Genomic DNA, 21,126 nt, shown 5'->3' with positions numbered 1-21,126 from the left:
CGATGGAACGCCCTGTACGGTGCCAGGTCAGCGCCTCGGCGCCGTGGAACGCCGCTCCGGGGGCGGCGGCGCCCGCCGCCCCGTGCGGCCCGGCTGCGGGCGCCCGTCCTGCTCGCGCAGGTAGCCGGCCAGGGTGGAGCGCAGATAGCGCTCGGCCGCTTCGGCCGCCTCCCGAGCGCAGCGCTTTCCCATCAGCACGCACAAGGTGTAGCCCGAGTCCTCGAAAGTGGCCCGGACCCTGCGGTCGTGGGGCGAGGCGAGCATCACGCGCTCCCATGCCCGGTAACGCCGCAACTGCCGGGCCACTTCGGCCTTGGCGGGTAGCAGCATGACCCTCTTCACCTTCCACGCTCTCGACTGGGCGCGTTCCCGACGGTCGGGTGGTGGCCGCGCGGAAGAGGGCACGGCACCGTTACGGCGATCGAGGCTTTCACTCATGGTGCACGTACGGCCACGCAACGTCCTGTTGGATCTTCAACCATACGGGCGTATGTGGCGCTCGTGTTGCACGAATGGCGTAGTGCCCTCACTGTGGAGGTGACTCAGATGCGATAAACGCTCACGCTAGGTGTCCGGGATCCCTCCCGGACGAGTAGGAGTCCGGGATCCCTCCCGGAGCGGGCCAGGGGAGCGGGAGCCTCGCGGGTGAGGAGCAAGCGACGATGAAGACCGCAGTGCCCTGCTACTACCACCTCGACGTGGAAGTCAGCCCGGATCGGGTGGGACAGGTCAGCCGCATCCTGGCCGCCCACCTTCGCCACTGGGACCTGGAGAACCTCGTGGACCCCGTCCGTCACGGCGTCGAACTGCTGTTGCGGGCGATCGACCAGCACGCCACGGACAAGCACACCTCGATCGAGATGTGGTGGAACGGTCAGCACCTCATCACCGCCGTCGGGGGCGAAGACCGCGACCTGCGTCCCGATCAGGACCTCAGGGCGTGCCTCGCGGACATCGCCGCCATGAGCGACGGCTGGGGCTGCTGTGCCTCGGAAACCGGCTGCAAGATCATCTGGTTCTCGCAGCGCGCCCGCTCCGGCGAGCGCGTCCCGCTGGTCCCGAAGGCCCCGGCACCGAACCTGCGGCAGGGGCTCCAGGTGCCCCGCGCCCTCCCGGTGACCGTCCTGGCCGCCGACGAGGACGCCCTGGCGGGCGCCCGGTGACGGCTCGTACGTCCCGCAAAGGGGTGCCCGTGTGGAGCGGGCACCCCTACCCATTGGGTGCCTCCTTCGACGGACAGGGCACCAACTTCGCGCTGTTCAGCGAGGTCGCCCAGCGCGTCGAGCTGATCCTGGTGGACGACGCCGGCACCGGACGTCCCGTCCCGCTGCACGAGGTCGACGGGTTCGTGTGGCACGCCTACCTGCCCGGCGTCGGCCCCGGGCAGCGCTACGGCTACCGCGTGCACGGCCCCTGGCAGCCCTCCCTGGGGCACCGGTGCAACCCGGCGAAGCTGCTGCTCGACCCGTACGCGCGAGCGGTGGACGGGCAGACCGACAACCACGCCTCCCTCTACGAGCGCGCGCCGGACGGCCCGTCCCCGGCCGACAGCGCCGGGCACTCGATGCTCGGCGTGGTCACCGACCCGTACTTCGACTGGGGAGACGACCGTCCGCCACGGCGCCCGTACGCGGAATCCGTCATCTACGAGGCTCATGTGCGCGGCCTGACCCGCACTCACCCGGACGTCCCCGAGCGGCTGCGCGGCACCTATGCCGGGCTCGCCCACCCCGCGGTCGTCGAGCATCTGACCACGCTCGGCGTCACGGCCGTGGAGCTGATGCCGGTCCACCAGTTCGTCCAGGACGGCATCTTGCAGGACCGGGGCCTGGCCAACTACTGGGGCTACAACACCATCGGCTTCTTCGCCCCGCACCACGCCTATGCGGCCTTCGGCAGCCGGGGCCAGCAGGTCGACGAGTTCAAGGCCATGGTGAAGGCGCTGCACGCGGCCGGCCTCGAAGTGATCCTCGACGTGGTCTACAACCACACCGCCGAGGGCAACGAGCGGGGCCCCACGCTGTCCTTCCGGGGCATCGACAACGCCTCGTACTACCGCCTGGTCGACGGCGACTGGGCGTACTACTACGACACCACGGGCACCGGCAACAGCCTGCTGATGCGCCACCCTTTCGTACTGCAGCTGATCATGGACTCGCTGCGGTACTGGGTCACCGAGATGCATGTCGACGGGTTCCGCTTCGACCTCGCGGCCACGCTCGCCCGGCAGTTCCACGAGGTGGACCGGCTCTCGGCGTTCTTCGACCTGATCCAGCAGGACCCGGTGATCAGCCGCGTCAAGCTCATCGCCGAGCCCTGGGACGTGGGGGAGGGCGGCTACCAGGTCGGCAACTTCCCCCCGCTGTGGTCGGAGTGGAACGGCCGCTACCGGGACGCCGTACGCGACTTCTGGCGGGCGGAACCGGGCTCGCTGGGCGAGTTTGCCTCGCGGCTGACCGGATCCTCCGACCTGTACCAGCACAGCCGGCGCCGGCCGCGCGCCAGCGTCAACTTCGTGACCGCGCACGACGGTTTCACACTGCGCGACCTCGTGTCCTACAACGACAAGCACAACGAGGCCAACGGCGAGGACAACCAGGACGGCGAGAGCCACAACCGGTCCTGGAACTGCGGCACGGAGGGCGAGAGCGACGATCCGGCCGTGCTCGAACTGCGCGCCCGCCAGCAGCGGAACCTGCTGGCCACGCTGCTGCTGTCGCAGGGCATCCCGATGCTCGGCCACGGCGACGAATTCGGCCGCACCCAGCGCGGCAACAACAACGCCTACTGCCAGGACAACGAGGTCTCCTGGGTGGACTGGGACCTGACGGACGAGCAGCGCGGCCTCGCCGGGTTCACCCGGTACGTCATCGGCCTGCGCGCCGGGCATCCCGTGCTGCGCAGGCGCCGTTTCTTCCGCGGCGAGACCGCGACCAACGCGCGCCAGCCGCTGCCCGACCTGGTGTGGCTGCGGCCCGACGCGCGCGAGATGGCCGGCCGGGACTGGCAGCGCGGTGACGCGCACTCGGTCGGTGTGTTCCTCAACGGTGACGCCATCGCCGAACGCGACTCCTACGGCGGCCGCGTGGTCGACGACTCGTTCCTGCTGCTGTTCAACGGCTACTGGGAACCCGTCGACTTCCGCCTGCCCGACGAGTCCTACGGCGAGCGCTGGACGACCCTGATCGACACCGCGGACTCCGACGGCGTCCCCGACGAACGCGAACGCAAGGCCGGCACCCGGCTCCGCGTGGACTCCCGCAGCCTGGTCCTGCTGTCCCGGCCGTCGCGCGGCGGCGGATAGACCGGGCGGCCGGTGGTGTCGGATGGCCGCATGGCGAGACAGCGGGGGACGAAACGGCCGCCCTTCGGCCTGCCCGTGGGCATCGTGCTGACGGCGATGCCGGACGGCCGGCGTCACACCGTCCGCACCGCTGACGGCGGGATGGTCTGCGGGCGTCTCGCCGGGGTGCCGAGCGGCGCGGCAGCCGAGGAGGCGCAGGCCGCGGCCGCCGCGATGCTGGTGGCCTGCGCGCGTGACCTGCACGGCGTCGGCGTCGAGGTGACCTGGGACGCGTCCCCGGAGCCCGGTTCCCGGACCGGACAGGTCACGCCGCTCGCGGCGGAGCCCCGTCCGGGAAGCAGGTCAGCGTTCGGGGCGTGACGTCACCGTGAACTGGGCCCCGTCCGGGTCCCGCAGGATCGCCTCCGTCTCCTCCTCGTGCAGGACGCTGCCGCCGTGCTTCTCCGCGGTACGGGCACAGCCCACCACGTCGGACACCGCGAAATGGATCTGCCAGTGGGGCCGGACCTCGGGGTCCGGGGCCGCCTCCACCGCGCCCGAGTCGATGCGCGCCACCACATCACCCCTGCTGCGCAGCACCACCTCGCCGCCCTCGTACTCGACCTCGCAGCAGCCCGGCGTCCCGGTGGCCCAGCCGAGCGTCTCGCCGTAGAAGATCGCGGCGTCGAAGGCGTTGCGGGTGTGCAGCCGGATGAAGGTCGGGGCCGCCCGCCGCCAGGCCTCCCAGTTGCCGACCAGCTCGCCCTCCCAGATCCCGAAGGTGGCCCCGTCCCGGTCGGCGAGCAGCGCCGCCCGCCCCGGCGGGAACGACAGGGGCCCGACGGCCGCCGTACCGCCGCGCTCCCGCGCCCGTGACGCCGCCTCGTTCGCGTCGGGCACGGCGAAGTACGGGGTCCAGGCGACCGCCATCTGCCACATCGCGGCGACCGCCGCTATCCCGGCGACGGGCACACCGTCGGCCAGCGCGATCCGGAAGTGCTCGCCGAGCTTGGCGCCGCGCCACCGCCAGCCGAGCAGAGCGGAGTAGAACTCCTGAGTGGCCTCCAGGTCGCGGCTCGTCAGGCTCACCCAGCACGGCGCGCCGAAGACGGAGTGCGTGGAGATGACCTCCCTCGTCCTCGGTCCACCACCGGCGGGCTTCTCATCGTTCATCACAGTCGGGTCCTGGTCTCGGGGTCCGGCGGCCAACCGGTCTGGCACCAGTCTCCAACCGGAGCGCGCGCGGTGCCTGTCGAGTACCCCGGTGGCGGGCGTCCGGGCGGGTGAGCACGATGGAGGGATGGGAGAGACGGAGGCCGACCGGATCGCCGAGCTGCAGGCCGAAGTGGACCAGTTGAAGGAGGCTGTGGCCTCCCACGCCGTCGTGGACCAGGCCATCGGAATGGTGGTGGCCCTCGGCCGGGTGACCCCCGACGAGGGGTGGGAGGTGCTGAAGGAGGTCTCCCAGCACACCAACATCAAGCTGCGCACCATCGCGGATCTGATCCTCATCTGGGGGCGCCGGGGCGACATCCCGACCGAGGTCCGCGCCGAGCTGGAGGCGACCTTGGACCGGTACGGTCCCACTCAGGTCCCCGGAGCGGCCGAGCCGGTCCCCGCCGTCGCCGAGGAGACCCCCGACAGCTCACCGGAGTGACGCTCAGCCGGTCTCCGCGAACAGTTCCTCACGCAGCCGGTCGAAGCAGCCGCTGAGCAGCCGGGAGACGTGCATCTGCGAGATGCCCAACTGCTGGGCGATCCGGCTCTGCGTCATCCCGCCGAAGAAGCGCAGGTAGAGGATGGTGCGCTCACGTTCGGGCAGCGCCTGGAGGCACGGCTTGACCGCGGCACGGTCGACCACGAGGTCGAAGCCGGGGTCCGGCTCGCCCATGCAGTCCCCGAGCGCGTACCCCTCCGTCCCGGTCACCTCCGCGTCCAGGGACAGCGCGGAGAAGCACTCCAGGGCCTCCATGCCGGTGCGCACCTCGGCCTCGCTGAGACGGGCGTGCGCGGCGATCTCCGCAACGGTGGGTGCCCGGCCGGACGTGGTCTGTGCCAGCTCCTTGAGGGCGCCGCGGACCCGGTTGCGCAGGTCTTGCACCCGGCGCGGCACGTGCAGGGTCCACATGTGATCGCGGAAGTGGCGCTTGATCTCGCCGGTGACGGTGGGGACCGCGTACGCCTCGAAGGCGCGGCCGCGGCTGGGCTCGTAGTGGTCGACGGCCTTCACCAGACCGAGTGCGGCCACCTGGTACAGGTCCTCCAGGGACTCCCCGCGGCCGCGGAACCGTACGGCGATCCGCTCGGCCATGGGCAGCCAGAGCCGGACCAGCTCGTCCCTGAGCGCCCGGCGCTCGGGACCGTCGGGCAGCCGCGCGAGCCGCTCGAAGGACTCCGACGTGTCGGGGGCGTCGTCGTGGGGATGGGACTTCGTGCCGCCAGTGACAGGCATCGGGCGCACCTCTTTCAGCAGGTGCCGAATCGACAGACACCGTGGGAGGCGGGCTCGGACCGTGACAGGGACACTGCGGTACCCGGCTGAGCCGGCTCCCACGCACGTGCCTCCTGTCCGAAGCACTGTCGTTCGCATTCCCCTCGATGGATCCATCAAAACAATTCAGGCGATACCGGGGCACATCGGTCTCATTCTTGACCTCCTGTGGAGAGGCGTTACCTCTGTAACAGAGGTAATCTCCGAAGCGTGGAGGCGGATTTCTCCGAGGAGCTGGCCGACGCGCTCGTGCGGATCCAGCGGCTGATCCGGCGCCGGCTGCGCAGCGGGCTCACCGAGCCGCGGCTGCGCGGTGCCGAGGTGGAGCTGCTGCGGCTGGTCGAGGCCCGGCCCGGTATCGGCATCTCGGACGCCGCCCGGGCGCTGCACCTGGCAGGCAACTCCGTGTCGACCCTGGTCAACGGGCTCGTCCGGGACGGCCGACTGGCCCGGGAGACCGACCCCGCCGACCGCCGGGCCGCCCGGCTGCAGCTCACCGAGGCCGCCGAGAAGCGGCTGGAGGACTGGCGGCGCCGCCGGGCCGAACTGGTCGGCCGGCATCTGTCCGGGCTCGACGAAGCCGACCGCGCGGCGCTGCGTGCGGCACTGCCCGCACTGCGCAAGCTCGCCGCCGCCCTGCACGAGGAGGCCGAGGACCTATGACGAGCGACACCCCCGCCCCGCCCGCCGAAGCCGTCGGCTGCGCCCGCCTCACCTACGCCTTCGGCGACACCAAAGCGGTCGACGGCCTCGACCTGGCCGTCGCCGAGGGCGAGGTGTTCGGACTGCTCGGCCCCAACGGCGCCGGCAAGACCTCCGCCCTGCGCTGCATCACCACGCTCCTGCCCGTACCGGCAGGCATGGTCCGGGTCTACGGGCACGACGTCGCCAGGGAGCGCATGGCGGTGCGCCGTCTCCTCGGCTACGTCCCACAGCAGCTGTCCGCCGACAGCGGGCTCACGGGGCGGGAGAACGTCGCCCTGTTCGCCCGCGTCTTCGACGTGCCGCGCCGCGAGCGCGCCGAGCGCGTCGCCCAGGCCCTGGCCGCCGTCGGCCTCACCGACGCCGCCGACCGGCTCGCCGGCACCTACTCCGGCGGCATGGTCCGGCGCCTGGAACTCGCCCAGGCCCTGGTCAGCGCGCCCCGCCTGCTGATCCTGGACGAGCCCACCATCGGTCTCGACCCCATAGCCCGCACGGGCGTCTGGGACCACATCAACGTCGTCCGAGCCGCCACCGGCATGACCGTCCTGGTCACCACCCACTACATGGACGAGGCCGACCAGTACTGCGACCGGGTCGGCCTGATGCACCGCGGCCGCATCCGCGCCCTCGGCGCCCCGGCCGAGCTGCGCCGGGGCCTGGCCGAGAGCCGGGGCGCGGACACCCTGCCCACGCTGGAGGACGTCTTCCGGGACGTCGCCGGCAGCGGCCTCGACTCCGGAGGAGGTTTCCGCGATGTCCGAAGCACCCGCCGCACCGCGCACCGCGTCGGCTGACGGGACCGCCCTTCTGCTGACCCCGCCCAGGCCCCGCACCGGCTGGCGGCTGCTGCCCGCCCGTGTCGCCGCGATGTGTGCCGTGGAACTGCAGAAGCTGCGCCACGACCGCACCGAGCTGTACACCCGCGCGGTCCAGCCGGCCCTGTGGCTGTTGATCTTCGGTCAGACCTTCACCCGGATCCGGGCGATACCCACCGGCGGCATCCCCTACATCGACTACCTGGCGCCCGGCATCATCGCCCAGTCCGCGATGTTCATCGCCATCTTCTACGGCATCCAGATCATCTGGGAGCGGGACGCGGGCATCCTGAACAAGCTCCTGGTCACCCCCACCCCGCGTTCGGCCCTGATCACCGGCAAGGCGTTCGCGGCCGGAGTGAAGTCGCTGATCCAGGCCGTCGTCGTCATCGTCATCGCCGCTCTGCTCGGCGTCGCCCTCACCTGGAACCCGCTGAAGCTGCTCGGCATGGGCGCGGTCGTGGTCCTCGCCTCCGCGTTCTTCTCCTGCCTGTCGATGACCATCGCCGGCATCGTCCTCAGCCGCGACCGGCTGATGGGCTTCGGGCAGGCGATCACCATGCCGCTGTTCTTCGGCTCCAACGCCCTGTACCCCCTCTCGGTGATGCCGGGCTGGCTCCAGGCCGTCAGCAAGGTCAACCCGCTCAGCTACGAGGTCGACGCCCTGCGTGGCCTCCTGCTCGGCACGCCCGCCCACCTGGCCGCCGACTTCGGCGTCCTGGCGACGGCCGCCGCCCTGGGCATCGCCGCGGCCTCCTCGCTGCTCGGCCGGCTGGCCCGGTGATCTTGCCGCGGACGTGATGTGCGGCACGCACCGGTGCCCCGCCGGAAGGCCTTCGGCGCGATTGTCGCTGGGCAGCGCTTGATCACCGATCAAACCGGGCGAACCCCCTGGCCATAGCGCATTCTGCTCATTTGACAGTGCACTGAGCGCACAGATAGACAGCAGCTCTTGAGGTCGAGAGGGGCGCTGTGTACGAGCCGAACGTGGTCGGGGACTGGCAGGAGTACGACGAGCATGCCGGTCTGCGGATCCGCGTCCACCGTCTGGAGGCGGCCGAGCCCCCGCGCGGACGAGATGACGCCGCCGCCGGGCTGACGTACTTCAGCGTCCGGGTCACGGTCGAGAACCGGGGCGCACGGCACTACGGCATCCAGCTGGAGGACGGCCAGATCGACGTCAGGGTCGGCTCGGACGGGGAGGGCGCGTTCATCGACTGGCGCAACTCCCAGTTCATCGAGGGCTTCGACGTCTATCCGCTGCGCCGGGCCACCGCCGTGCTCTACGCGGCCGCCCCGGAGGCCGCCCTGACGCACGTGGACGTACAGGTCCAGCTGCGGGTGGAGGAGGAGTGGACCGACCGCCGGCTGTGGACGGGCGGCATCGGGGTCGTGGAGACGGCCGCCGTGGCCACCCCGGCGGGCACTGGCCAGGGCAGCCTGGCCCACCAGGTCAGCGCCTTCCTGAAGGACCAGACGGAGCCGGGCAGCGCCTGACGCGGGTCAGTGCGGGATGCCGTCGATGATCTCCCGTGCCCCCTGCCGCAGCAGCGCCACCGCGACGGAGGTGCCGAGCGTGGCCGCGTCGAGCCGGCCCGCCCATTCGTGGGCGTTCAGCCGGGTCTTGCCGTCGGGGGTGAACACGCAGGCGCGCAGGGACAGTTCACCGCTGGGGTCCACGCGCGCGTAGCCGGAGATGGGGCTGTTGCAGTGCCCCTGGAGCACATGCAGGAACATCCGCTCGGCCGTGGCCTCCCGGTGCGTGGCCGGGTCGCCGAGCCCGCTGACCGCGTCGATCAGCTCGGCATCGTCCTCCCGGCACTGCAGAGCGAGGATGCCCGCGCCGATCGGCGGCATCATCGTCTCCGGGGACAGCACCTCGCTGATCACATCGCGGCGGCCGATCCGCTCCAGACCGGACACCGCCAGCAGCAGTGCGTCCGCCTCCCCGGCGGCCAGCTTCTCCAGCCGGCGGTTGGCGTTGCCGCGGAACGGCACACATTCCAGGTGCGGGTGGGTCGCGGCCAGCTGGGCCACCCGGCGCACCGAGGAGGTACCGATCCGGGTGCCGGCGGGCAGCTCGTCCAGGGTGAGCCCGCCCGGGTGCACCAGGGCGTCACGGATGTCGTCCCGCTTCAGGAACGCGGCGAACACCGTGCCGGCGGGCAGCGGCCGGTCGGCGGGCACGTCCTTGACGCAGTGCACCGCGAGGTCCGCCTCCCCGGCCAGCAGGGCCGCGTCCACCTCTTTGGTGAACGCCCCCTTGCCCTCGACCTCGGAGAGGTCACCGAGCCACTTGTCACCCGTGGTCTTCACGGGCACGATCTCGGTGCGCACTCCCGGATACAGCACGCCCAACTCGGCGCGCACGCGTTCGACTTGGGCGAGCGCCATGGGTGAGTCGCGCGAGACGATACGGATCACTTCCGGAACGGACATGGGGGACACGATAGACCCTCGGACGCCCTGCCTCCTCCCCGTCGCCTGTCCGGCCGCAGACCGAACGGGAACGGATCCGCCCCCCGGCCGGGGCTCACGGTGACGGCGAGGGCGCCCGGCGACGGCGGCGCCCGACGAACGGGAACCCCCGGCGGCATCTTTCACGAACGGCCGTGCCGGGCAAGGGGGTTCGACGTCGCGGCCGTAGGGACGCCCCGAGCCGGACGCGCGGCCACGTTCACCCGAAGCCCTCCGGCAGGTCCGCCGCCGATTCCTCGGGGGTGAGGTCGGGGCGCAGCCGGAGCCACGACGGCTGGCGCAGCATCCCGGCCCGGGTCCGCGTGCTGTAGCCGACCTCGCCGACCAGCCGGGGCAGCACCCAGCGCGCGTCCGCGATCCGGGGCGCCGGGTCGAAGGGGCATCGGTCGCTCGCGCAGGCCCGCAGAAGGCCTGCCAGTTCCGTGCGCTCCGCCTCGCTCCAGCCGGTGCCCACCCCGCCGACGTACCGCAGCCGGCCGCCGGCTCGCTGGCCGACCAGCACCGCGCCCGGCAGCCCGGTCAGCCGCCCCTTGCCGGGCAGCCACCCCCCGACGATCACGTCCTCGCTGCGCATGTTCCGGATCTTGATCCAGGCGCGGGAGCGCACCCCCGGCTCGTACACCGAGTCCAGCCGCTTGCACACCAGGCCCTCCAGGCCGTGCTCCCGGGTGGCCCGCAGCGCCTCGGCGCCGTGCCCGGTCACGGCCCCCGGCGTCGACCAGTACGGCCCGGCCAGGTCCAGCTCCGTCAGCCGCGCCCGCCGGTCCGCGTAGGGAAGCCGCAGCAGCGGGCGCCCCAGGAAGGGAACGTCGAAGAACACCAGGTGGACCGGCACCTGGGCGGCCCGGCGTGCCGCGCGGACGGGGGCGTGCGCGAGGCCCATCCGGCTCTGCAGCAACTGGAAGTCGGCGCGTCCCCGTTCGTCCAGGGCGAGCACCTCGCCGTCCAGGACGGCGGGTGTGGCGCCCAGGGCGGCGCCGAGGGGCCTGAGTTCGGGGTAGGCGGCGGTGATGTCCTCGCCGGAGCGTGCGCGCAGCAGCATGCCCCCGTCGCCGGGAAGATAGACCATCACCCGCTGGCCGTCCTGCTTGGTCTCGTACGCCCACCGCGGGTCCTGGGCGGCGGGCGGGAGCGAGCCGGGGGTGGCGAGCATCGGAGCGATCAGCGGCAGGGTCACAGCGTTCACGGCTGAAGGTGTCGACCGCTCCAGGCGCCCTCACGCTCCTTTCGGCACCGGTTCCCCTGAACGGGTCCGTCGCGCCGGGCGGCCGTCCGGGGGCGCGGCTCCACGAGACCCGAATGACGGGCCGGCGCGACGAGTTGGGTCCGCCGCTCCGCGGGTGCGCCGCTCACGCGTGACGCAGGTGGCCGAGCACGGCCGGCACCCGGCGGTGCCCGCTGTCGCCGGGCGGCAGTCCCGGCTTCAGGAAGACGTTGCCGATGTGCTTGCTGACCGAGCGTTCGGTGATGACGAGCGTCCGGGCGATGGTGATGGTCGCGCCCGGGGATCTCCAGATGCTCACCCGTGGCGGCGAGGCGCGCCCGCCTGCCACCGCCGTTGAAGCGGACGCCGTCGAAGGGCTCGCCATCGCGAAGGAGCCCGCAGGGCGCCGGCCTCGGTGCGGCGGACGTCGGACCGACGCCGCACGGCGGTTGAGGGACCTCCGGTGTCAACTGGGGGTGGCCGACGCGAAGTTGCCGGGGCCGCCGAACGTTGGGCGAGGTGTGCCGCAGCGGTCTTCGGATGCGCTGGTCGCCCGGCGTGCGCCCGGGCGGTCGTCAGGTGCGCTGGGTCGCGATGCTGAGCGCGTTCGCGGCGACGACCGCTCCGATACCCGCCCACTCCGGACCGCCGAGCCCCTGGCCGAGGACGATCCATCCGACCACGGCCGCGAGCACCGGGTTGACGCTCATGAACAGCCCGAACGTCTGCGCGGGCACCGTCCGCAGGGTCAGCAGATCGACGAGGTACGGCACGGCCGAGGAGAGCACCCCCGCGGCGACGGCGCACAGTACGGCCCAGGCCGTGGGCGGATGGCCCACGGCGACGACGATCCCGACCGGCGGGAAGGCCAGCGCCGACACGCCCGCGGCGGCGCCCGCTCCCTGGGTTCCCGGGATCCGGCGGCCGACGACCCGGTTGAGCAGGATGTACGACGCCCAGCAACAGGCGGCCACCAGGCCGAGGCCCATCCCCACGTAGTCGGTCGAGGGCTGCGGGCGCATCAGGACGACGACCCCGGCAGACGCCAGCACCGCGCACCCGGCGTCCAGCCGGCGCCGGGACGCGACCAGCGCGATGGCGAGCGGACCCAGGAACTCCAGTGTCACCGCGAGTCCGAGACCGATCCGGTCGACCGCGCTGTACAGGCTGAGGTTCATCGTGCCGAAGACCGCGGCCAGCAGCAGCACCGGCCACCACTGGTGCCGGGTGAAGGACCGCAGCCGAGGCCTGCCGACGGCCAGCAGGACCAGCGCGGCGACGTACTGCCGCACCGCCACCACGCCGAGGGGCCCCAGTACGGGGAAGGCCAGCGCCCCGATGGCCGCGCCCGTCTGGTTGGACAGGCCGCTGCCGAACATGGTGGCCACTCCGGCCCACCGGCGGGCCTGGGGCGGGGTACCGGACGCCGCTGCGGACGCGGTCGTGGCGGCGGGGCCTTCGAGAGCTTGAGGCATGACGGGATGGTGCGTCACCAGGATGCTTGCGCATAATGCATGGAGCCGTCGATCTATACGCTGAGCGTATGCGACATCACGCCGACATCGACCTGCGACAGCTTCGCTGCCTCGTGGCGATCGTGGACGAGGGCACCTTCACCGACGCGGCCATCGCCCTCGGGGTCTCCCAGGCCGCCGTCTCCCGCACCCTCGCCTCCCTCGAACGGGCCCTGGGCGTACGGCTGCTGCGGCGCACCTCGCGCCAGGTGACCCCGACCGCGACCGGGCTGCGCGTGGTGGCGCAGGCCCGGCGGGTGCTCGCGGACGTGTCCGAGCTGGTCCGGGAGGCCACCTCGGGGCACGAGCGGGTGCGGATCGGGTACGCCTGGTCGGCGCTCGGCCGCCACACGGTGGCCTTCCAGCGGCGCTGGACCGCCGCGCATCCCGACACCGATCTGCATCTGGTGCGGGTCAACTCCCCGTCCGCGGGCCTCGCCGAGGGCGCCTGCGACCTCTCGGTCGTCCGCAGGCCGCTGGACGACCGGCGCTTCGAGACGGCCATCGTCGGTCTGGAGCGGCGCCTGTGCGCACTGGCCGCGGATGATCCGCTGGCCAGACGGCGCTCCGTCCGGCTCGCCGACCTGGTGGACCGCACCCTCTTCATCGACCGCCGTACCGGCACCGCCACGCCGGAACTGTGGCCGCCCGACAGCCGGCCGGCCGTGGAGGAGACGCACGACGTGGACGACTGGCTCACCGTCATCGCCGCCGGACGCGGTATCGGTGTGACCGCCGAGTCCACCGCGAACCAGTACCCGCGGCCCGGCATCGTCTACCGGCCGGTGCGCGACGCGGAGCCCGTGGCCGTCCGACTCGCCTGGTGGCGGGGCGATCCGCACCCGGCCCACCAGGCCGTGCTGGAACTCCTCACGGAGCTGTACCGCGCGGGCTGAGCACCCGGGAAGCCGAAGTCGCCGACAAAATTGTTGACAGTCTTGTTTGGCCGGATTTCCGTTCGACAGGCACTCACTCGGGGAGGGCACAATGCCGACGGAAGCCCGTCCGGCCACCGGAGTGCAGGCCGAACAGCATGCGCTCGCGCTGCTGCGGCAGGCGATCCTGCAGGAGATCTCCGGACAGCGGACCGCCGTCGAGCTGCTGGAGCGTCTGAACGCCCAACTGGTCGGACACCGCTTCCAGCCGGCGCTCAGACCGGGGCGTCCGCACCAATCCCTGCACGAGCACCTGGCGATGATCGAGGCGATCAGGGCCTGGAATCCGCAGGCGGCCGAAGCGGCCGTCCCCCGCGGTGGACCACGCCGGAAAGGGAGACCCCCGCCATGACGCACGCCAACGCGCCCTCCCCCTCCGTCGGCCCCGCTCGCGCGGGCGGACCACCGTCCCCGCCACGTTCCACCCTCGTCGTCACCGCGCACGCCGGGGACTTCGTGTGGCGCGCGGGCGGAGCCGTCGCCCTGGCCGCGTGCCGGGGCGAGAAGGTCACCATCGCCTGTCTGACCTTCGGCGAGCGCGGCGAGTCCGCCCAGGCGTGGCGTGCGGGGAAGACCCTCAAGGAGATCAAGGCGATACGCCGCGAGGAGGCCGAGCGGGCCGCCGACGCGCTCGGCGCCGAGGTCCGCTTCTACGACGCCGGCGACTACCCGCTCCTGCCCACCGCCGAGCTGACCGACCAACTCGTCGCCGTCTACCGCGAAACACAGCCCGATGTCGTCCTCACCCACCCGGCCGAGGACCCGTACAACGGCGACCACCCCGCCGCCAACCGCATGGCCATGGAGGCCCGTGTCCTCGCCCAGGCCGTCGGCTACCCCGGACCCGGCGAGATCATCGGCGCCCCGCCCGTCTTCTACTTCGAGCCGCACCAGCCCGAGATGAGCGGCTTCAGGCCCGAAGTCCTCCTCGACATCACCGAGGTGTGGGACATCAAGCGCAAGGCCATGGAATGCCTCGCCGCCCAGCAGCATCTGTGGGCCTACTACACCGATCTCGCCGTCCGCCGCGGCGTCCAGCTCAAGCGCAACGCGGGCCCCAACCTCGGCCTGGCGTACGACACCATGGCCGAGGCGTTCATGCGGCCGTTCCCGCAGATCGCCAAGGAGCTGGCATGAGCGGTGTCATCGTCACCGGCCCGCCGGAGGCGCGGGCGAAGGACGTCGAGGCGCTCGCCGGGTACGGCGTCGCCACAGTGCACGAGGCCATGGGCCGCACCGGCCTGCTTCCCGTGCGCCCGCGTCCGGCCCAGCGGGGCGTCCGGGCCGCGGGCACCGCGGTCACCGTCCTGTCCTGGCCCGGCGACAACCTCATGATCCACGCGGCCGTCGAGCAGTGCGCGAGGGTGACCTCCTGGTCGTCACCACCATCTCGCCCTCCGCCGACGGCATGTTCGGCGAGCTGTTCGCCACCGCGCTCCGGCGGCGGGGTGTGCGCGGTCCGGTCATCGACGCCGGCGTCCGCGACGCCGAGGAACTGCGTCGGCTCGGCTTCCCCGCCTGGTCGGCGGCCGTCTCGGCACAGGGCACCGTGAAGGCGACCGGCGGCTCGGTCAACGTACCCGTGGCCTTGGGCGGTCAGATGATCCGGCCCGGCGACGTGATCCTCGCCGAAGACGACGGCGTGGTGGTCGTCCCGCGCGAGCGAGCCCACGAGGCCGCTGAGGCCGCCGAGGCCCGCGAGACCAAGGAGGCCGCCTCCCGCGCCGCCTTCCTCGAAGGCCAACTCGGCCTGGACCGCTATGGGTTGCGGGAGAAGCCCGCACGGCTGGGCCTCACGTATGCGTCATACGCGGCCCACGTCCGGGACGCGGCCCACGTCCGGGACGCGGCCCACGTCCGGGACGCGGCCTGCGTCCGGGACGGAGCCGGGGCGTGAGGGGACTGGTGGAGGTGCGCTGCATGCTGTGATGCGCGGCGGCCCGGAGCAGGAGCTGATCGCCGCCCGCCGACCGGCCGTGCGCCGCACCCGGACACCGGGTGCGGCATCCGCCCGTCTCATCCCTCGTCCACCTCTTCCACGTCCAGCCCGGTGCATGCCAGCTGCCCGCCCACCTCGGCACAGGCCTCCACGCCCCGGGGGGACCGGACGGCGAGCATCGGGCTGGAGTACCCGGTGGAGTCGTCCGCCGCGTAGCTCGCCGACAGCCGGTCCTGCCCCGCCCGTACCGACACCTCGCGGGCTCGCGGGGAGCGCACACGCACCTCCGACCACGCCGTGCCGCAGGCGGGCGAGTAGCGCAGGCGCACGTCGTAGCCGGAGTCGGTGACGGTGCTCTTGGTCTGCGCGTCCCGGGCGCAGACCGAGGCTACGGGCAACTCGCCCTGGCAGGAGTACGCGTGACAGCGGGGCCCGGTCAGCAGGGTCTGCACGGCGGGGACGGGGGTGCCCGGCCGCGCGGCCACGGTGACGGCGGCGGCCACCGCCGCGGCCGTACCGAGCAGGGCGAGCGCCGACAGCGGAAGCCAGCGGGAGCGGGGCCTGCCCCGCTGCTCCGGCGGAGCCGGCGCGGGCGGATCACCGGCCGCCTCCCACAGGGCCACTACGGGGGCGGGATCGGCACCCGCCAGCCGGGTGAGCGCCACCACGGCCGGCCGCGGGGGCCGCTGGGTGCCGGTCAGATAGCGGTGCCAGGCCGACTTGCTGTACGGGGTGCGCGCGGCAAGCGCCGCCAGGCTCAGTCCCGTACGTTCCCTCAGTTCGCGCAGTCTCACCACCAGCGGCTCGTCCGGTGTGGTCGATCCTTGGGGATGCCGCATCGTGCGTCCCTCGACTCCCATTCCGCTATGGGCGCTTTCGCCCCTGTTGCCGGAATGGCTTCCCTGGAGATCGGCCTCCGCAACTCCTGGTGAGGTATGAGGACGGTGAAGCATGCACAGTCGAAGACCCGTTCGGGGAAGGGGAGTTCCCGAACGGGTCTTCGGCGGTCAGGCGGTACGGCGGCCGGCCGTGGTCAGCACCAGGGGACGGCGTGTCCGGTGCGGACGTAGCGGGCCGAGACATAGCCCCGGTGGTGGGGGAGCCGGTACCAGATGTGGTTGCCGTAGACCCGGGACCCGTACGTCTTGCAGGTGAGCGTCAGCAGCCGGTACGCGTGTCGGTGCCCGATCACCCGGTAGTAGGTGCCCGGGCCGGAACGGACGTTCAGCCGGGCGCCGTGCGTGGAGACGCGACCGTACACGGGCAGGGTCCGCCGGTACGACATGGCGTGCGCCATTCCCGGCGCGACGAAGTGACGGACGCGGCGGACGTGATGACGGCGGTGGTGGGCGCGGTGCTTGGGGTGGTGCACCGGGTACTGGGCGGCGGCGACGGGCGCCGGGTGCGAGGTCGTGGCGGCGCTCGCCGGGGCGGCCCCGGCCGCCGTCGGCAGGAACGCGAGGACCGCGACCGTGGCCAGCAGGCCGCTCTTGAGAGTCCGTAGGATCATGGAAACCTCCGGCTGTCGTTCTCGTGACCACGAGCAGTGATCACGCCAGCCAGCATTGCCGTGACGGACTGTCGCAATGCCGTCCCGGCGTCCCGTGGGACGCCGGGGACGTGCCCGGGGACGGGCGGCGCCGCTCCGCCTCGGCCCGTCCGGACCTCGACCGGGAGGGTCCGTTCATTTACTTAGGTTACGTAACCATATGCGTAAAGTCGCGGATCGAGATCGAGCGTGCCCTGACTCGCGTCACCTACCTCGGCACCCGCGCCCGGCAGCACGACCGGCTGATGGCGCTGGCCGGTGTGCCGCTGGACCGGGCTGCGGTGGCGCTGCTGCGGCAGGTCGCCGACTGTGAGCCGCTCAGGCCGGGGGAGCTGACCCAGCGCCTGGGCGTGGAGGCCTCCCATGCGACACGGACCGTGCAGCAGCTGCAGCGGGCGGGCTACGTCACCCGCGGGATGCGGCTCGCCCTGGCCGACTGGCAGCCCGAGGAGCTGCGTCAGCTGGCCGCGCTCTTCCATCGCATGGTCGACGACTTCCTCGCGCACGCGGTCGAGGACGAGTGGGAGCAGGGGGCGGATGCCCCCGCGGCGAAGGGCTGATCGCGACCGCCCGGCGGGGACGGCCGGACGGCGACTGCCTGATCGTGGCGGTCTGATGCGGTCTGATGCGATCTGATCGCCACTGCCCGGCGCCGGTGGCCCCGGCCGATCCTCCGCAAGGGGGCACCCGCCCCTTTACCGTCGAGTAATATCCGGCGGCAGATCATCGGAGGCGGCACCCCCGGCCCTGCGGGCCTGTCGTGCCGCCCGTAGCCGGGAGGAACGGTCATGACGCGGTCCATCGAGGTCGGGGACAAGGTCGAGGACTTTGCGCTGCCCGACGAGAGCGGCACCACCCGGCGCCTCACCGACCTGCTGGCCGACGGGCCGGTCGTGCTGTTCTTCTACCCCGCAGCCCTGACGCCCGGCTGCACCGCCGAGGCCTGCCACTTCCGCGACCTCGCCGCGGAATTCGCCGCGGTCGGCGCCCGCCCCGTCGGGATCAGCGGCGACAGCGTCGAACGGCAGCAGGAGTTCGCCGGACAGCACACCCTCGGCATGCCGCTGCTCTCCGACGCCGACGGGACCGTCCGTGAGCGGTTCGGCGTGAAGCGGGGCTTCACCATCGCGCCCACCAAGCGGGTCACCTTCGTCATCGCCGAGGACCGCACGGTCCTGGAGATCGTCCGCAGCGAATTCCGGATGAACACCCACGCCGACCGGGCGCTGTCCGCGCTGCGCGCCCGCAGGGGCTGAGACGGCCCGCTCCCGCGCTTGATGCCCCGGAACAATCGGATCATCCTGGGGCATATGGAGCGTGTCGCGGCCGCGGCGATCATCGATGCCCAGGGCAGGGTGACGGGGTGGAGCGAAGGTGCCCGGCTGCTCACGGGTCGTGCGGCGGAAGAGGTCGTCGGCCGGCCGGCGACCGACCTGCTCGCCGAGGACGTACCCGCGTCGGCCATCGGCGCCCAGGCCGGCACCCTCGCACTGCGGCACCGTGACGGACACCGGGTCGAGCTGGCCGTGACCGCCTGCCCCGTCCTCGGCCCGGACGGCGCGGCGAGCGCATACGTGGTCACCGTCGAGCCGCCCGGTCCGCCCGGCGTCACGCTGGCCGCCCAGGCCTTCCAGACGGCCTCCATGTCCATGTCGGTCTTCGACCTCCAACAGCGCTATCTGCGCGCCAACGACGCCTCCTGCCAGGTGAAGGGCGTGGCCGAGGAGGAGCTGGTCGGCCGCCTCTACCCGGAGACCGTGGTGGACGGCGCGCACGGCCGGGACTTCATGCGCCATCTGCGCCAGGTCGCCGAGACCGGCCGGCCCGTCCACTACGAGAGCTTCACCGGCGCGCCCGGCCTGAACCGGGAACACGCCTGGAGCATCGAGATGTGGCCGCTGCGGGACGACTCCGGCGAGCCGACCGCGGTCGCCGTCGCGGCCTTCGACAGCAGCGAGCAGTTCTGGGCCCGGCGCCGGCTCGCCCTGCTGAACGAGGCGGCCACCGGCATCGGCACCACCCTGGACGTGGTGCGCACCGCCGAGGAACTGGTCGAGCTCCTCGTTCCGCAGTACGCCGACTTCGCCAGCGTCGACCTGCTGGACTGGGTCCTCGGGGCGGACGAGCAGCCGATGATCCCGGACGGCGGTGTCACACTTCGGCGTGTCGCTCACGGCTCCACCCGGGAGGGCACCCCGGGAGCGGCCGTGTACCTGGGCGAGGCGGACGTCTACCAGCCGTCCTCACCCTCGGCCCGTGCCCTGCGCGAGGGTGGCGCCATGCTCAGCCACGTCGGCGAGCCCGATTTCGACCGCTGGCTCGAGGAGCGCAACGCGCGCTCGCCCGCGGGCCGCCCCTACCGGCAGGGCGTCCACTCGATGATCGCGGTGCCGCTGCGGGCCCGCGGCACCCCACTGGGCGTCGCGGTGTGCGTGCGCGTGGCGCACCCGGACGACTACGGCCCCGACGACGCCGTCTTCGCCGAGGAGCTCGCCAGCCGCGCCGCCGTCTGCATCGACAATGCCCGCCGCTTCGCCCGTGAACGCAGCACCGCCCACGCCCTCCAGCACAGCCTGCTGCCCAGTGGACTGCCCGGACAGGCCGCGGTCGAGGTGGCCCACCGGTATCTGCCGTGCGGATCCCTGGCGGGCATCGGCGGCGACTGGTTCGACGTGATCCCGCTCTCCGGCAGCCGGGTCGGGCTGGTCGTCGGCGACGTGGTCGGCCACGGCATCCAGTCCTCGGCCACCATGGGCCGCCTGCGCACGGCCGTACGCACCCTCGCCGACGTCGATCTGCCCCCGGACGAACTCCTCACCCACCTGGACGACCTGGTCACCCACCTCGGCGCAGAGGGCAGCGGCGAGGAGGTCGCCGAACTCGGCGCCACCTGCCTCTACGCCGTCTACGACCCGGTCTCCCGCCGCCTCTCCCTGGCCGCCGCCGGCCACCCGGCACCGGTCCTCGTCCTGCCCGGCGGCACGCCCGAGTTCGTCTCCATGAGCGCCGGACCGCCCCTCGGGGTCGGCGGGCTGCCCTTCGAGGCGATCGAGCTGGAACTGCCCGAGGGATCGGTCGTCGCCCTCTACACCGACGGCCTGATCGAGGACCGTGACCGGGACGTCGACCACGCCGTCGACGAACTGCGCCGCGCCCTCGGCGTGCGCACCGACTCCCTGGAGACGCTCAGCGACAACGTGCTCAAGGCCGTCCTGCCCGAACAGCCGACCGACGACGTCGCCCTCCTCATGGTCCGCACCCGCGCGCTCGGCGCCGACCGCGTCGCCACCTGGGACGTACCGCCCGACCCGGCCGAGGTGGCCACCTTCCGGCAGGCGGCCACCGAGCAACTGGCCGTCTGGGGGCTGGACGAGGCCTCCTTCGTCACCGAACTCGTCGTCAGCGAGCTGGTCACCAACGCCATCCGCTACGGCGAACCGCCCATCAAGCTGCGCCTGATCCGCGACCGCGCCCTCATCTGCGAGGTCTCCGACGCCAGTTCCACCTCGCCGCACCTGCGCCGGGCACACGCCTTCGACGAGGGCGGCCGCGGGCTGCTGCTGGTCGCCCAGCTCACGCAGCGCTGGGGCAGCCGGCAGACGGGCAGCGGCAAGACGATCTGGGCGGAACAGCCGCTGCCAGACGCCTGATCACCGGAACGGGCGGCCCGGGTTCGGTGCGTCCTCGGAGAACGGCGAGCCGTGTGGCAGCACACAGAGCACATAGAGGTCGATCGGGGTGTCGCCGAGATTGGGGCCGATGTGACCGTGGTCCGGACCGAACGGCTCCCGGATCGTCGCGCCCGTCCGGTACACGCGGTCCGAGGCGCAGGTGGAGTCGAAGCGGCTGAGGATGCCCTGCCTGACGATGCCGTACAGCGGACCGCCCTGGTAGTGCCGTCCGGTGCTCTGACCGTGCGGGACCGTGATCTCCCGCAGGGTGCGGTCGGTGTCGCCGACGGTGGTCCGGCTGATGGTCCGGGCCGCCACTCCGGGCCCCGCGGGGGTCGCCCCGGCGGTGCCGCAGGCGAGGAAAGAGGCGGCGGTCACCGCGCCGATGACGACGGTGCGGAGTGGGATGCGCGTGGGGGAGCCTCCAGGACCGCGAGCGGCCGTCGCCGCGAACATGGGGGCACTGCGGGCGCGTTGGGGGGCGGCACCCGGCAATCCCGATCGATGCGGCCGAGCCCCGCGTCGTGATGGGGCATCGGCCG

At 72.5% G+C, this 21,126-nt stretch carries 23 protein-coding genes and 2 pseudogenes; 15 read left to right on the top strand and 10 right to left on the bottom strand.

Annotation, left to right across the window (positions count from 1 at the left end; translation table 11 throughout):
- Nucleotides 1-27 precede the first annotated feature (27 nt).
- Nucleotides 28-330: a DUF5133 domain-containing protein gene (locus AVL59_RS27095; protein WP_067309276.1), complete on the bottom strand. Its 303-nt coding sequence runs from the start codon at nt 328-330 to the stop codon at nt 28-30.
- A gap of 332 nt (nt 331-662) precedes the next feature.
- On the opposite strand from AVL59_RS27095, the gene AVL59_RS27090 reads away from it, so the two are divergent.
- The 3 genes from AVL59_RS27090 to AVL59_RS27080 are packed head-to-tail and all read left to right on the top strand — an operon-like array spanning nt 663 to nt 3,664.
- Nucleotides 663-1,163, top strand: coding sequence for a pep a2 (locus AVL59_RS27090; protein ID WP_067309273.1), 501 nt, complete (start codon nt 663-665; stop codon nt 1,161-1,163).
- 23 nt (nt 1,164-1,186) lie between these two features.
- Nucleotides 1,187-3,304: a glycogen debranching protein GlgX gene (gene glgX / locus AVL59_RS27085; RefSeq protein WP_067309271.1), complete on the top strand. Its 2,118-nt coding sequence runs from the start codon at nt 1,187-1,189 to the stop codon at nt 3,302-3,304.
- A gap of 30 nt (nt 3,305-3,334) precedes the next feature.
- Nucleotides 3,335-3,664: a hypothetical protein gene (locus tag AVL59_RS27080; RefSeq protein ID WP_159400097.1), complete on the top strand. Its 330-nt coding sequence runs from the start codon at nt 3,335-3,337 to the stop codon at nt 3,662-3,664.
- Here the strand turns inward: AVL59_RS27080 and AVL59_RS27075 are convergent.
- Nucleotides 3,647-4,456: a VOC family protein gene (locus AVL59_RS27075; RefSeq protein WP_067309267.1), complete on the bottom strand. Its 810-nt coding sequence runs from the start codon at nt 4,454-4,456 to the stop codon at nt 3,647-3,649. The genes AVL59_RS27080 and AVL59_RS27075 overlap by 18 nt on opposite strands.
- Nucleotides 4,457-4,583: 127 nt before the next feature.
- Here AVL59_RS27075 and AVL59_RS27070 point away from each other — a divergent pair, with 127 nt between their 5' ends.
- Nucleotides 4,584-4,940 (top strand): ANTAR domain-containing protein, encoded by a 357-nt coding sequence (locus AVL59_RS27070; protein ID WP_067309265.1) that lies wholly within the window; start codon nt 4,584-4,586, stop codon nt 4,938-4,940.
- Between the two features lie 3 nt (nt 4,941-4,943).
- On the opposite strand, the gene AVL59_RS27065 is transcribed toward AVL59_RS27070, so the two are convergent.
- The gene (locus tag AVL59_RS27065) at nt 4,944-5,735 is read right to left on the bottom strand and encodes an RNA polymerase sigma factor SigF (protein ID WP_067309262.1); all 792 of its coding nucleotides are present in this window, start codon (nt 5,733-5,735) and stop codon (nt 4,944-4,946) included.
- 249 nt (nt 5,736-5,984) lie between these two features.
- Here AVL59_RS27065 and AVL59_RS27060 point away from each other — a divergent pair, with 249 nt between their 5' ends.
- The 4 genes from AVL59_RS27060 to AVL59_RS27045 all read left to right on the top strand — a co-directional run bounded on the left by AVL59_RS27060 (nt 5,985) and on the right by AVL59_RS27045 (nt 8,791).
- A complete protein-coding gene (locus tag AVL59_RS27060; protein ID WP_067309260.1) occupies nt 5,985-6,437 on the top strand; it encodes a MarR family winged helix-turn-helix transcriptional regulator in 453 nt (150 codons plus the stop codon).
- The gene (locus tag AVL59_RS27055; protein WP_067309258.1) at nt 6,434-7,273 is read left to right on the top strand and encodes an ABC transporter ATP-binding protein; all 840 of its coding nucleotides are present in this window, start codon (nt 6,434-6,436) and stop codon (nt 7,271-7,273) included. Before AVL59_RS27060 ends, AVL59_RS27055 begins: the two co-directional genes overlap by 4 nt.
- Nucleotides 7,233-8,078 carry an ABC transporter permease gene (locus AVL59_RS27050; protein WP_067309255.1) on the top strand — a complete coding sequence of 282 codons (846 nt, stop codon included), beginning with the start codon at nt 7,233-7,235 and terminating at the stop codon, nt 8,076-8,078. The genes AVL59_RS27055 and AVL59_RS27050 overlap by 41 nt, the downstream gene beginning before the upstream one ends.
- A 188-nt stretch (nt 8,079-8,266) precedes the next feature.
- A complete protein-coding gene (locus AVL59_RS27045) occupies nt 8,267-8,791 on the top strand; it encodes a hypothetical protein (RefSeq protein WP_067309252.1) in 525 nt (174 codons plus the stop codon).
- Between the two features lie 6 nt (nt 8,792-8,797).
- Here the strand turns inward: AVL59_RS27045 and hemC are convergent, their stop codons facing one another.
- The 4 genes from hemC to AVL59_RS27030 all read right to left on the bottom strand — a co-directional run bounded on the left by hemC (nt 8,798) and on the right by AVL59_RS27030 (nt 12,451).
- Nucleotides 8,798-9,733 (bottom strand): hydroxymethylbilane synthase, encoded by a 936-nt coding sequence (hemC, locus tag AVL59_RS27040; protein ID WP_067309245.1) that lies wholly within the window; start codon nt 9,731-9,733, stop codon nt 8,798-8,800.
- Between the two features lie 238 nt (nt 9,734-9,971).
- Nucleotides 9,972-10,949, bottom strand: a complete 978-nt coding sequence (locus AVL59_RS27035) for an ATP-dependent DNA ligase (protein ID WP_067309242.1) — start codon at nt 10,947-10,949, stop codon at nt 9,972-9,974.
- 172 nt (nt 10,950-11,121) lie between these two features.
- On the bottom strand, nt 11,122-11,295 hold the full coding sequence (locus tag AVL59_RS49455) for a helix-turn-helix domain-containing protein (protein ID WP_372450297.1): 174 nt from the start codon (nt 11,293-11,295) through the stop codon (nt 11,122-11,124).
- 256 nt (nt 11,296-11,551) lie between these two features.
- Nucleotides 11,552-12,451 (bottom strand): EamA family transporter, encoded by a 900-nt coding sequence (locus AVL59_RS27030; RefSeq protein ID WP_208870457.1) that lies wholly within the window; start codon nt 12,449-12,451, stop codon nt 11,552-11,554.
- A 68-nt stretch (nt 12,452-12,519) separates the two neighbouring features.
- Between AVL59_RS27030 and AVL59_RS27025 the strand changes: the two genes are divergently transcribed.
- The 4 genes and pseudogenes from AVL59_RS27025 to AVL59_RS27010 all read left to right on the top strand — a co-directional run bounded on the left by AVL59_RS27025 (nt 12,520) and on the right by AVL59_RS27010 (nt 15,322).
- Nucleotides 12,520-13,386 (top strand): LysR family transcriptional regulator, encoded by an 867-nt coding sequence (locus tag AVL59_RS27025; RefSeq protein ID WP_067309236.1) that lies wholly within the window; start codon nt 12,520-12,522, stop codon nt 13,384-13,386.
- 166 nt (nt 13,387-13,552) lie between these two features.
- Nucleotides 13,553-13,777, top strand: a pseudogene (locus AVL59_RS27020) (FCD domain-containing protein); the annotation flags it as partial.
- Nucleotides 13,774-14,562, top strand: a complete 789-nt coding sequence (locus AVL59_RS27015; protein ID WP_067309230.1) for a PIG-L deacetylase family protein — start codon at nt 13,774-13,776, stop codon at nt 14,560-14,562. The pseudogene AVL59_RS27020 and the gene AVL59_RS27015, both read left to right, overlap by 4 nt.
- A pseudogene (locus tag AVL59_RS27010) lies at nt 14,559-15,322 on the top strand (4-carboxy-4-hydroxy-2-oxoadipate aldolase/oxaloacetate decarboxylase). Before AVL59_RS27015 ends, AVL59_RS27010 begins: the two are co-directional and overlap by 4 nt.
- Before the next feature lie 119 nt (nt 15,323-15,441).
- Here AVL59_RS27010 and AVL59_RS52610 read toward each other — a convergent pair.
- Entirely contained in the window at nt 15,442-16,203 is a 762-nt protein-coding gene (locus tag AVL59_RS52610; RefSeq protein WP_237281684.1) for an XRE family transcriptional regulator, read from the bottom strand.
- Nucleotides 16,204-16,397: 194 nt separating this feature from the next.
- Nucleotides 16,398-16,874 carry an SH3 domain-containing protein gene (locus AVL59_RS27000; protein WP_067309225.1) on the bottom strand — a complete coding sequence of 159 codons (477 nt, stop codon included), beginning with the start codon at nt 16,872-16,874 and terminating at the stop codon, nt 16,398-16,400.
- A 176-nt stretch (nt 16,875-17,050) separates the two neighbouring features.
- Between AVL59_RS27000 and AVL59_RS26995 the strand changes: the two genes are divergently transcribed.
- The 3 genes from AVL59_RS26995 to AVL59_RS26985 all read left to right on the top strand — a co-directional run bounded on the left by AVL59_RS26995 (nt 17,051) and on the right by AVL59_RS26985 (nt 20,563).
- The gene (locus AVL59_RS26995; protein WP_067317826.1) at nt 17,051-17,473 is read left to right on the top strand and encodes a MarR family transcriptional regulator; all 423 of its coding nucleotides are present in this window, start codon (nt 17,051-17,053) and stop codon (nt 17,471-17,473) included.
- A 228-nt stretch (nt 17,474-17,701) separates the two neighbouring features.
- The gene (locus AVL59_RS26990; RefSeq protein ID WP_067309222.1) at nt 17,702-18,169 is read left to right on the top strand and encodes a peroxiredoxin; all 468 of its coding nucleotides are present in this window, start codon (nt 17,702-17,704) and stop codon (nt 18,167-18,169) included.
- Nucleotides 18,170-18,223: 54 nt separating this feature from the next.
- Nucleotides 18,224-20,563 (top strand): SpoIIE family protein phosphatase, encoded by a 2,340-nt coding sequence (locus tag AVL59_RS26985; protein ID WP_067309220.1) that lies wholly within the window; start codon nt 18,224-18,226, stop codon nt 20,561-20,563.
- On the opposite strand, the gene AVL59_RS26980 is transcribed toward AVL59_RS26985, so the two are convergent.
- On the bottom strand, nt 20,564-21,040 hold the full coding sequence (locus AVL59_RS26980; RefSeq protein ID WP_067309217.1) for a cupin domain-containing protein: 477 nt from the start codon (nt 21,038-21,040) through the stop codon (nt 20,564-20,566).
- Nucleotides 21,041-21,126 lie beyond the last annotated feature (86 nt).

The organism is Streptomyces griseochromogenes (assembly GCF_001542625.1).
GTDB lineage: Bacteria > Actinomycetota > Actinomycetes > Streptomycetales > Streptomycetaceae > Streptomyces > Streptomyces griseochromogenes.
Note: the sequence above shows the minus strand (reverse complement) of the source record. Positions and strands in the feature narration are given on the sequence as shown.